The 10,592-nt window shown below is 71.2% G+C and carries 8 protein-coding genes and 2 pseudogenes; 5 read left to right on the top strand and 5 right to left on the bottom strand.

Annotation, left to right across the window (positions count from 1 at the left end; translation table 11 throughout):
* The first annotated feature begins 306 nt into the window (after positions 1-306).
* From ACFV8T_RS39730 to ACFV8T_RS39750, 5 genes and pseudogenes are all read left to right on the top strand, one after another.
* On the top strand, positions 307-1,443 hold the full coding sequence (locus ACFV8T_RS39730) for a substrate-binding domain-containing protein (RefSeq protein ID WP_385337210.1): 1,137 nt from the start codon (positions 307-309) through the stop codon (positions 1,441-1,443).
* A 102-nt stretch (positions 1,444-1,545) separates the two neighbouring features.
* Positions 1,546-2,136, top strand: a pseudogene (locus ACFV8T_RS39735) (ABC transporter substrate-binding protein); the annotation flags it as partial.
* Positions 2,103-2,429: pseudogene (locus tag ACFV8T_RS39740) on the top strand (carbohydrate ABC transporter permease); the annotation flags it as partial. The pseudogenes ACFV8T_RS39735 and ACFV8T_RS39740, both read left to right, overlap by 34 nt.
* 35 nt (positions 2,430-2,464) lie before the next feature.
* Positions 2,465-3,505: a hydroxyacid dehydrogenase gene (locus ACFV8T_RS39745; RefSeq protein ID WP_385337213.1), complete on the top strand. Its 1,041-nt coding sequence runs from the start codon at positions 2,465-2,467 to the stop codon at positions 3,503-3,505.
* Entirely contained in the window at positions 3,502-5,403 is a 1,902-nt protein-coding gene (locus ACFV8T_RS39750; RefSeq protein WP_385337216.1) for a DUF2264 domain-containing protein, read from the top strand. The genes ACFV8T_RS39745 and ACFV8T_RS39750 overlap by 4 nt, the downstream gene beginning before the upstream one ends.
* Before the next feature lie 50 nt (positions 5,404-5,453).
* Here ACFV8T_RS39750 and ACFV8T_RS39755 read toward each other — a convergent pair whose 3' ends face one another.
* The 5 genes from ACFV8T_RS39755 to ACFV8T_RS39775 form a co-directional block, all read right to left on the bottom strand.
* Entirely contained in the window at positions 5,454-6,086 is a 633-nt protein-coding gene (locus tag ACFV8T_RS39755; protein WP_385337219.1) for a lactate utilization protein C, read from the bottom strand.
* Positions 6,083-7,630: a lactate utilization protein B gene (locus tag ACFV8T_RS39760; RefSeq protein WP_385337222.1), complete on the bottom strand. Its 1,548-nt coding sequence runs from the start codon at positions 7,628-7,630 to the stop codon at positions 6,083-6,085. The genes ACFV8T_RS39755 and ACFV8T_RS39760 overlap by 4 nt, the downstream gene beginning before the upstream one ends.
* Positions 7,627-8,394: a (Fe-S)-binding protein gene (locus ACFV8T_RS39765; RefSeq protein ID WP_385337225.1), complete on the bottom strand. Its 768-nt coding sequence runs from the start codon at positions 8,392-8,394 to the stop codon at positions 7,627-7,629. The genes ACFV8T_RS39760 and ACFV8T_RS39765 overlap by 4 nt, the downstream gene beginning before the upstream one ends.
* Before the next feature lie 186 nt (positions 8,395-8,580).
* Complete coding sequence (locus tag ACFV8T_RS39770) at positions 8,581-9,327, bottom strand: FadR/GntR family transcriptional regulator (protein WP_385337227.1); 747 nt, start codon at positions 9,325-9,327, stop codon at positions 8,581-8,583.
* Positions 9,328-9,447: 120 nt separating this feature from the next.
* The gene (locus ACFV8T_RS39775; RefSeq protein ID WP_385337230.1) at positions 9,448-10,494 is read right to left on the bottom strand and encodes a S66 peptidase family protein; all 1,047 of its coding nucleotides are present in this window, start codon (positions 10,492-10,494) and stop codon (positions 9,448-9,450) included.
* Positions 10,495-10,592: the final 98 nt, after the last annotated feature.

The following is a 10,592-nucleotide window of genomic DNA, read 5'->3' on the forward strand; positions in this document are numbered from 1 at the left end:
GGAACCCCCCGGTTCAGCGCGTCGGGCGTTTCTCGATCGTCTGCCGTTCGCGGTTCTTCGCCTCTTCCTCGCGGACCACTACCTTCTTGATCTCCATGTGCCCCTCCCCTCGGTGGTCGGCCCCAAGTCCGTTGACGTTAGGCGCCGTTGCGCGAGAGCCGCAAGAGCCCCCCTGGGGCTGGTGGGGCGTACGGGACGGTCCGCACCCGTGGACACCCGAGGGCTGATCGCTATGCTGCGACCCGAACGCTCACAGGAAGCGTTCAAACGAACAACGCGCGGCGGTACGGCGAGGGGGCCAGCAGCATGCGGGAGCCGGTTGAACTCAGGCGTCAGCGAATCCTTTCGGTGGTGGAATCGCGCGGCGCCGTCAAGGTCAGCGTGCTCGCGGCCGAGCTGGACGTCTCGGTGGTCACGGTCCGGCGGGACGTCGAGGAGCTGGCCCGGGTCGGGCGGCTGCGCCGCGGCCACGGGGTGGCCCGCCCGGTGCGGGAGCCGGTGCCGACCGCCGCGGTCCCGGCGGCCCGGGGCGAGGAGCCGGCCGGGGACGCCGGGGCGGTCGCCCTGGTCGTCCCGGAGCGGCATACGTACCTGTACGAGACCCTGCACGGCGCCCGGTCCGTCCTGGAGGAGTCCGGGATACGGATCGCCCTGCACATCGCGCCCCCGTCGGCCGGTGCCGAACGTCCTCTGGTGGAGCGGGCGCTGGCGGACGGGGCGCGCGGGCTGCTGATCGCGCCGCGCTGGCCGAGCGCCCGCTCGGAGGAGCTGGACTACGGCTGGCTCGCGGACGTGGGGGTGCCGACCGTGCTGATGGAGCGGCGGCCCCGGCCGGGCAGCGGGCTGCACGCCCTGGACTCCGTGTGTTCCGATCACTGGTACGGGACGCATCTCGCCGTGGAGCACCTGGTGTCGCTGGGGCATCGCCGTATCGTGCTGGCCGCCCGTGACGACAGTCCGACGGCGCGCAGCATCCGTGCGGCGTTCGCCGAGATCGCGGCGGCGCGCCCGGAGGTGGAGGACTGGTCGGTGGTGCTGAGCTCTCCGGGGGCCGCGGCGGAGCCCCGCGGGTCCGCGCCGGCGGCCGACGGCCGGGCCGCTCTCGACCTCGCCGCGCTGCTGCGGGAGCGGCGCGCCACGGGGGCCGTGCTGCACGGCGACGTGGATGCGCTGATGCTGGTACAGCGGCTGGCGGAGAGCGGTGTCGAGGTGCCGCGGGACTGCTCGGTGGTGGCGTACGACGATGTGGTCGCGGCCCTCGGCAGCACGCCGTTGACGGCGGTGGCGCCGCCGAAGGCGGAGATCGGCCGGGCCGCCGCCGAGCTGCTGCTCCACCGGCTGTCCGGGGCCGTCGGGGCGACCGGTCCGGTGCGCCGGACGGAGCTGCTGCCCACTCTTGAGGTGCGCGGATCGGCACAGGAGCCGCCGCTTTCCATGAAGTGATCGTTTGACCGCTTTGATTTTCTTCTGAGCGATCTATTGACCAGTACCGATCAGCCGATCAGGATTCCCCGTGAGCCGTTTCAGAAGCCGCGGGAGGCGCACATGCCCGGTCGACAGAGCCGTCGATCCGTGCTTGCCACGATCGCCACCCTGCCCCTGGCAGGTGCGCTCGGCGCCTGCGGCGGCGCCGACGGGTCGTCCGGACCGGTCGGCACCGGCACCCCGGGCAACCGGGCCGGGAAGCGCGCCACCCACATCACCTTCTGGTCCGCGTGGCGCGGCAGCCAGGAGGTGGTGGACGCGTTCAACCGCACCCATGACACCGTCCAGGCCGACTTCCAGCAGGTCCCCGCGGGCAGCACGGGCGATTGCGCCAAGCTCAGCAACGCCGCCCGAGCGGGCAACGCCCCGGACGTCGCGACGATCGAGTACCCCCGGATCCCCGGCTTCGCCATCGACGGGGCCGCCCGTGACATCACCGACCTGCTCGGCGACGGCCTGCGCGCCCGGCTGCTGCCGCAGGCGCTCGGCCTGACCACCTTCGACAAGCGCGTCTTCAGCGTGCCGCTGGACGTCGAGCCGATGGTGATGCACTACCGCACCGACCTCTTCGCCGAGTACGGCCTCCCGGTCCCGCGCGCCTGGGCCGAGTTCGAGGAGCGGCGCGGAGGGACGGCGCGGGCGAGTCGACCACCTGCTTCCGGGTCGCCCTGCGGATGCCGGGGCCGGGCCTGGTCACCGTGTTCCTCTTCCAGCTCACCGCGGTCTGGAACAACTTCTTCCTGCCGATGGTGATGCTCTTTGACCAGCATCTGTATCCGGTCGGCCTCGGTCTCCGCACCTGGAACAGCGCCGCCGTCGTCCCGCCCGAGTACTACCCCGTCGTGATCACGGGTTCGCTGCTCGCGGTCCTGCCACTGATCCTCGCCTTCGCCCTGCTCCAGCGTTTCCGGAAGTCGGGGCTCACCGCCGGCGCCGTGAAGTGACCCTGCCATCACCCCGCCCCCCTACCAGGAGAAAGATGCCCACCACTGTCTCTGGCACCCCGGTCGCCCGTAGCCGTCCACGCGCCGCAGTCGCCATGAAACCGGCCGCCGCGGCCGCGCTCCTCGACGCCCGGTCCCTGGCCGCGCTCGACGAGGTGTGCGACCTCTCGCCCCTGCCCGTTCTCGACGACTTCGGCACCGACCGGGCCCGCGCCCTGCTGGCCGACGTCGAGATCCTGGTCACCGGCTGGGGCTGCCCACCGCTCGACACGGCCGCCCTGGACGCGGCGCCGCGCCTGCGCGCGGTCGTCCACACCGCGGGCAGCGTCCGCGGACACATCACCGAGGCCTGCTGGGAACGCGGCATCGAGGTGTCGTCGGCAGCCGCCGCCAACGCCCTGCCGGTGGCCGAGTACACCGTCGCGATGATCCTGCTCTCCGGCAAACGGGTCCTGGAACGGGCCCGCGACTACCGGGCGGACCGCCACCGAGACAACTGGCTCGCCACCCCCGCCCAAGTCGGGAACTACGGCCGCACCGTGGGCATTCTGTCCGCCTCGCTGATCGGCCGACGCGTCATCGAACTGCTGCGGCCCTACGACCTGCCCGTCCTGCTGCACGATCCGTACGTCTCCGACGCGGAGGCCGCCGCGCTCGGCGTCCGGCCCGTCGGCCTGGCCGAACTGTTCGCACAGAGCGATGTGGTGAGCGTCCACACCCCGCTGCTGCCGGCCACCCGCGGGCTCGTCAGCCGTGAACTGCTGACCTCGATGCGCCCGGACGGCGTGTTCATCAACACCGCGCGGGGCGCCGTCGTCGACCAGGACGCGCTCACCGACGTACTCCGGCAGAACCGGATCCGGGCGATCCTCGACGTCACGGAACCCGACACGCTGCCCGCCGCGCACCCCCTCTGGGTGTGCGACAACGCTCTGATCACCCCGCACCTCGCCGGCTCGCAGGGCAACGAGTGGCGGCGACTGGCCGATCTGGCGGCGGCCGAGGCCGGCCGCTGGGCCGCGGGCGACGGCTTCGCCCATCCCGTACGACGCGAAAGGCTGGCATTTCTCGCATGACCGCTCCCCACCCGACCTCTCCCATCGAACTCCCCGCCGAGGACCGGGCGTCGAGCCCGTACACCGGCTACACCCGCGCACACTGGGAGGCCGCTGCGGACGGGCTGCTCCGGGCCGCCTGGCAATGGGCCACGCCGGGCGGCGCGCTGCTGGATCTGCCGGGACGGCCGTCCGCGTCCGGAGTGCGCTCCGACGGTCTGGAGGGTTACGCGCGCACCTTCCTCGCCGCCGCCTTCCGGGTCGCGGGCGCGGACGGCAAGGACCCGCACGGCTGGCTCGGCCGGTACGCGGACGGGCTCGCGGCCGGTACCCGTACCCCCGGCCGTGAGGATGCCGAATCCTGGCCGCTGATCCGCGACCACACCGTCTTCGGCCAGCCCATGGTCGAGTCCGCCTCGGTCGCCATCGGCCTGCGGCTGACCCGGCCGTGGCTCTGGGACCGGCTGGACGCCGGGGTCCAGGACCGGACCGAGGAATGGCTGCGCGACGCACTGCGGCACGTCCCCTCCCCCAACAACTGGTACCTGTTCCCCTACTCCGTGGCCGGCTTCCTGGAATCCGTGGGCCGTGGTGACGCCCAGACGGCACGGGCGAAGCAGCGTGCCCTCGATCTGCTGGAGGGCTGGTACCGGGGAGACGGCTGGTACGCGGACGGCGACGGCCGTGCCTTCGACCACTACAACGGCTGGGCGCTGCACCTCTACCCCGTGCTGGACGCGTATCTGTCGGGCGACGCGGAGCTGTCCGCGCACTACGGCGCCCGGCTGCGCGAGCACCTGGAGGGCTTCTCGCTGCTGTTCGGCGGCGACGGTGCGCCGATCCACTTCGGCCGCTCGCTGACCTACCGTTTCGCGGCCGCCTCCTCCGTCGCGCTCGGCGCCGTCAGCGGGCACACCCCGCTCACGCCCGGCGCCTCGCGGCGGGTGATCAGCGGATCGTTGCGCTACTTCCTGGACCGGGGCGCGACCGGCACGGACGGGCTGCTGAACCTGGGCTGGCACGGCCCGCACGAGGCGTCGCTGCAGAACTACTCGGCGCCCGCGTCGCCGTACTGGGCGTCCAAGGCATTCGTCGCGCTGCTCGCGCCGGACGGCCATCCGCTGTGGGCCGCGACCGAGGAGCCCGCGCCGAGCGAGGGCCCCGACCGGGTGCTCGCGCTGCCCGCGCCGGGACTGCTCGTCCAGTCGACCCGCGCGGACGGGATCGTACGGCTGCACAACCACGGCAGCGACCATGTGCGCCCGCACGAGGGCGAGTCGGGCGTGCAGGACGATCCGCTGTACAGCCGCCAGTCGTACTCCACGGTGACCGGCCCCACGTCGAGGGCGAACACGGCGGACAACCATCTGGCCGTGGTCGTCGCCGGGGCGCGCAGTGAACGCCGCGTCATCCGTGCGCTGGGCGCCGGAGGGGGCGACGGCTGGGGCTGGGCCGCCTCCTGGCACCGCCCGGTGTTCACGTCGGGTTCGCCGATGGTGCCGGGCATGCGGGTGGAGAGCGTCACCGTGGCGCGCGGCCGGTACGAACTGCGGGTGCACCGGGTGCTCGGCGCGCCGGACGGGGCCCGGGTGGAGCAGACGGGCTGGGCGACCGGCCGCGACGACGCCCTGACCTCCGCCCTGCACGGCCTGTACGGCTGGGAGTCCCGGGATGTCGTACGGGCTCCGCAGGGCACCGCGTACACGCCCTGGGCGGTGGTGCCCCGGCTGTCCGCGCCCGCCGAGGGCACGGTGGTGCTGGTCGCGCTCGCCTCGCTGACCGCGGAGGCCGACGCGACGCCGCTCGACGCGGTGGTGAGCAGTGTGACGGTGGACGGGGACGTGGTGGAGGTCGGCTGGGCGGAGGATACGGGGACGACCCGTATCAGCTTCCATCCGGTGACGGTCACGCACGGCTGAGCGCCGGGGTGCGCGGCCTTCGCGCCGCGCACCCCGCCCTCCGAAAGGCCCTACACGTCCGTTCTGATCACCACGGCCAGGGTGCGCGGACCGTGCACGCCCTCGACCCGCTCCAGCTCGATGTCGGACGTGGCCGAGGGGCCGCTGATCAGCGTCGTCGGCCGCTGCGGCACCAGCCGCGCCACCGCCTCCGGCACACCGGCCTCGACCGTCGACAGATCGACGACGCACACATGCAGGTCGGGGACGAGGGACAGCGCCCGCCGCCCCTGGTCGGGCGAGCCGTCCAGGAAGATCGTGCCCGTCTCGGCGCAGCTGACGGCCGAGGCGGTGAGGACCCCGTCCAGGGCGTCGAGCCGGGGCGCCGGGATGTCGCCGGAGTCCTGCTGGACCTCGCCGTCGTACCCGTCGAGCCACTGCGGGTCGAGTCCGGCCGGCACACCGATCCGCCGCGCCCCGCGCTCCCGCAGCACCTCGCCGACGACCTGGGCCGTGCGGTCGGCGGTGCAGGTGTGCACCGTCGCCCTGTAGTCGACGAGCCGGCCGGTGAAGAGGGCCAGGCGTTCGTCGTCGGGGAGGGTGCGTCCGGTGCGGTAGGCGCGCGGGACGGCGGTGTCCGGGACGGGGGCGAGAGCGAGGGCGTCCTTGATCCGGCCCAGCACCGTTTCGCGAGCGGTCGTCACTTCTCCTCCTCCTTGTGCTGCTTCCGGTTCTTCTCGTACTCGCCCGCGGCGGCCCGCATCGTCGCGGCGCCCTCGGCCGATGCGAGCCAGGAGCGGAAGGTCTGCTTCGGCGGCGCCGCGGTGTCCCGGCTCTCGCTCCAGCCGTCGAACGGCGGGGGCAGATGCGAGATCTTGCCGTCCCGCCCGCCGATGACGCGGCCGATGCCCGCGCCCTTCTGCGCGGCGGTGAAGAGCTTCGGGTGCTTCATGACGGTGGCCGCGGCCTTCATGGCCAGCTTCTCCGCCGTCATACCGGACTGTTCGGTGTTCTGGTGGCGCAGTTCGACCAGGAGCGACGGAATGTCGATCTTGACCGGGCAGGCGTCGAAGCAGGCGCCGCAGAGGCTGGAGGCGTACGGCAGCGAGCTGTTGGGGTCGTCCTTGGCCGCGTGCATCCCGGCGAGCTGCGGGGTGAGGACCGCGCCGATCGGTCCGGGGTATGTCGATCCGTACGCATGGCCGCCGGCCCGTTCGTACACCGGACAGACGTTGAGGCAGGCCGAGCAGCGGATGCAGTTGAGGGCCTCGCGTCCGATCCGGTCGGCGAGCGCCGCGGTGCGTCCGTTGTCGAGCAGGACCAGGTGGAAGTCCTGCGGTCCGTCGCCCGGGGTGACCCCGGTCCACATCGAGGTGTACGGGTTCATCCGCTCGCCGGTGGAGGAGCGCGGCAGCAGCTGAAGGAAGACTTCGAGGTCCTGGTAGCGCGGCAGCACCTTCTCGATGCCCATGACGGTGATCAGGGTGTCGGGCATCGTCAGACACATGCGGCCGTTGCCCTCGGACTCCACGACTGCGAGGGTCCCGGTCTCGGCGATGCCGAAGTTGGCGCCGGAGACCGCCACCTTGGTCGTCATGAACTTCTCGCGCAGATAGGCGCGGGCGGTGGCGGCCAGATGCGCGGGTACGTTGTCCAGGCCCGGGTCGACGCCCGGGATCTCCTTGAGGAAGATCTGCCGGATCTCGTCGCGGTTGCGGTGGATCGCGGGGACCAGGATGTGCGACGGCTTGTCGTGCGCGAGCTGGACGATCAGTTCGGCGAGGTCGGTCTCGTACGGGGTGATGCCGGCCGATTCGAGGTGTTCGTTGAGGCCGATCTCCTGCGTGGCCATCGACTTGACCTTGATGACGTCGCTGCTGCCCGTCGCCTTGACCAGCCGGGTGACGATCTCGTTGGCCTCGACACCGTCACGCGCCCAGTGGACGGTGCCGCCGCGCTCGGTGACCTTCCGCTCCAGCTGTTCCAGGAGCTCGGGGAGCCGGTTCATGGTGTCGGTCTTGATGGCCGAACCGGCGTCGCGCAGTGCTTCCCAGTCGGGCAGCTCGCCGGTGACGTCGAGGCGTTTGGCGCGGATGGTGCGGGTGGCCCGGCCGAGGTTGCGGCGCAGTTGTTCGTTGCGCAGCTCGTCGTGGGCGGCCTTGGGGAACTTCCGGTCGCCGCGCAGATTGCCCGTTCCGTACGGGGAGCGGGGCGGGGTCGCGGGCATGCCGAGGAAGGTGCTGCTCATCGGACGGCCTCCGTGGGGACGTACGGCGAGGTGCGGGTGGCGGAGAGGATCTGCGCGAGGTGCAGGGTGCGGGTGCCCGACCTGATCCGGGAGAGTCCGCCGCCGATGTGCATCAGGCAGGACGAGTCACCCGCGGTGCAGACCTCGGCCCCGGTGGTGGCGATGTTGCGCATCTTGTCCTGGAGCATCGCGGTCGACGTCTCGGCGTTCTTGACGGCGAAGGTGCCGCCGAACCCGCAGCAGGAGTCGGCTTCGGGGAGCTCGACGAGGTCGATGGAGTCGACGGCACGGAGCAGTTTCAGGGGCTTGTCACCGACGCGGAGCATGCGCAGGGAGTGACAGGTGGGGTGGTACGTCACCCGGTGCGGGAAGTACGCGCCGACGTCCTCGGCGTCCAGTACGTCCACGAGGAACTCCGACAGCTCGTACGTCTTGGCCTTGACAGTGGCGACGCCGGCGCGCAGCGCCGCGTCCCCGTACCGCTCGGCGACGATCTCGTGCTGATGACGGACCGAACCCGCGCACGACCCGGACGGCATGACGACGGCGTCGATCGAGGCGTCGCCGAACTGGTCGGCGAAGTTCCGTACCAGGGGCACGGGTTCGCGCTGATAGCCGGTGTTGACATGCATCTGACCGCAGCAGGTCTGCCCCGGCGGGAACGCCACGTCGTGGCCCAGGCGGGCGAGCAGGACCGCGGTCGATTTCACCGCCTCGGGGAAGAGCGTGTCTCCCAGACAGGTGGCGAAGAGTCCGATGCGCATGAGGTCTCTCCGATCGTTCGCTTCTGCATTTTTATGGTCCGACCATACTAGCCTCGGTCCGGAACATGAAGGCAGCGGCGCGACGAGTCGATGGTGATTTACATGCACCTGACAAATCCAACTGACAAAACCTGAACCTATGCGCAACGGGCTCCGGCCCACCCGACCGGAGCTCGCGTCCATGCGTCAGGAATCCCGTCGCGCCCGGTCGGAGTTCTCGTCGACCAGCGTGCCGTGGAGACTGCGGATGTGCCGCTCGACCAGGTCCGCGGCCTTCGCACCCTTGCCCGCGCGGACCAGCCCCAGCAGCTCGGCGTGCTCCGCGTTGAGCGCGGCGGCCATGGCCGGCCAGTCCTCGGCCTCCTCCAGCGCCCGCAGGATCAGCGGGCGCACCGACTCGCGGACGGCGGAGGTGAGCGTGGAGGTCAGTTCGTTGCCGGAGCTGCGTGCGATGTGCACATGGAACCGGGTGTCCAGATCGTTGAACTCCGGCACCGCGACATCCGGCTCCCCCATCCGTACGACCAGCACCTCCGCCTCGTCGAGGTCCTCCGGGGAGGCATGCCGCGCGGCCGCCTCGAAACTGGACCTCTCCAGCACGACGCGCGCCTCCAGGACGTCCTCCAGGCTGTAGCTGCCCAGCGCGAAGTGCAGTCGCAGCAGCCGCCCGAGCGCGTCGTCGGGGTTGCGTACGATCCGCGCCCCGGCATCCGGCCCCCGGCCCGGCTGCGCGACCAGCACACCGATGGTCTCCAGCACCCTCAGCGCCTCGCGCAGCGCGGACCGGCTGACCCCGAGCACCGGCGCGAGCTCGCGCTCGGGCGGCAGCCGGTCGCCCGCCCGGAGTTCACCGGCGAACACCCGCTCCTCGATGCTCTGGAGCACGAGCTCATGCGTACGGGACTGCCGTACGGGTTGCCATTCGACAGGCATCCGTCACCCCCTGCCTCGGCCGGAATCGTCCGGTTGCCGTCGCTTCTGCTGCCCGATCTTCAACTATGTCACACACCGCATATGGTCGGACCAAAGATCGGGCCACGCTTCGGCCCCGGCTCAGTAGGTGACGACGATGCGGCGCCCCACTCCGTCCACCTCGATCTGTCCGCCGAACGGTACGATCAGCTGCGGGTCGGTGTGCCCGAGGTCCACGTCGAGGACGGCCATGGTCTCGGGGGCGTACTCGCTCAACGCCCGCAGAACCGCCTGCCGTTGCTCCTCGCGGAACCGTTCCCCGGCCTCGGCGTCGAGGGGCTGCTCGAACGACCAGTTCTTGGCCCGGCCCATGAGGAGAGCGGGGAACTGGGCAAGCAGACCCCGCTCCCCCATGTTCCGCAGAATCCAGTAGACCTCCTCCGCCGAGGGCATCTCCTCGCACGTTTCGAGGAACAGCACCCGTCCCGCGTAGCTCTCCACCGGCCGGATCTCACGGTCGGCCATCAGCATCCAGGACAGGATCTCCAGACTTCCGCCCCAGCTCTCGCCCTTCACGGTCCGGCCGTCGGCGTTGTGCCATATCCAGCCGTCGCAGGGCCGCATCTCGGGTTCGGAGTCGAAGGTACGGGGTTCCTCCCACCGGCCGTTCGCCCCGTTGGTCTCCTTGGACGGAGTGAGTTCGTAGGCACCGCGGGTGAAGAGCGCGGCCCGCAGGGAGTCGGCGGTCAGCGGGTGGATCGCGCCGGGACGCCCCATCTCGACCATCACCGTGCCGCCGTGGTAGCCGACGATGCCCAGGTTTTCGAGGAACACCAGCAGGTTGGTGTTGTCGCTGTACCCGAAGAAGGGCTTGGGGTTGGCGCGCAACAGGTCGCGGTCCAGGTGCGGCAGCACGGTGATCTGGTCGTCGCCGCCGATGCTGGAGATCACGGCCTTGATGTCCGGGTCGGCGAACGCCGCGTGGATGTCGGCGGCCCGTTCCTGCGGGGTGGAGCCCATCTTCCGCGTCGTCGGGTACTCCACGGGTTCGAGCCCGAATTCCTCGCGGAGCCTGCGCAGTCCCAGTTCATGGGGCAGGGGCAGGATGCCGGGGAGGCCGGAGGAGGGGGACAGCACGGCGACACGGTCACCGGGTCGGGGCTTGGCGGGGTACTGGTTGGTCGACATCCGCTGAGCTTGGCGTTTAACGTCGCAGGTCACTCGGCCTACTGATCTGCGGTTCTTTCCGGGACAGCGGAGGCGGCCGTTCTTCACACTTCGAGATG

This window comes from Streptomyces sp. NPDC059832 (assembly GCF_042731715.1).
In the GTDB taxonomy this organism is placed as follows: Bacteria; Actinomycetota; Actinomycetes; order Streptomycetales; family Streptomycetaceae; genus Streptomyces.

Excerpts from the sequence above, each read along its gene's own strand:
- ACFV8T_RS39730 (WP_385337210.1), top strand. The coding sequence starts at position 307 with ATGCGGGAGCCGGTTGAACTCAGGCGTCAGCGAATCCTTTCGGTGGTG.
- ACFV8T_RS39745 (WP_385337213.1), top strand. The coding sequence starts at position 2,465 with ATGCCCACCACTGTCTCTGGCACCCCGGTCGCCCGTAGCCGTCCACGC.
- ACFV8T_RS39750 (WP_385337216.1), top strand. The coding sequence starts at position 3,502 with ATGACCGCTCCCCACCCGACCTCTCCCATCGAACTCCCCGCCGAGGAC.
- ACFV8T_RS39760 (WP_385337222.1), bottom strand. The coding sequence starts at position 7,630 with ATGAGCAGCACCTTCCTCGGCATGCCCGCGACCCCGCCCCGCTCCCCG.
- ACFV8T_RS39765 (WP_385337225.1), bottom strand. The coding sequence starts at position 8,394 with ATGCGCATCGGACTCTTCGCCACCTGTCTGGGAGACACGCTCTTCCCC.
- ACFV8T_RS39770 (WP_385337227.1), bottom strand. The coding sequence starts at position 9,327 with ATGCCTGTCGAATGGCAACCCGTACGGCAGTCCCGTACGCATGAGCTC.
- ACFV8T_RS39775 (WP_385337230.1), bottom strand. The coding sequence starts at position 10,494 with ATGTCGACCAACCAGTACCCCGCCAAGCCCCGACCCGGTGACCGTGTC.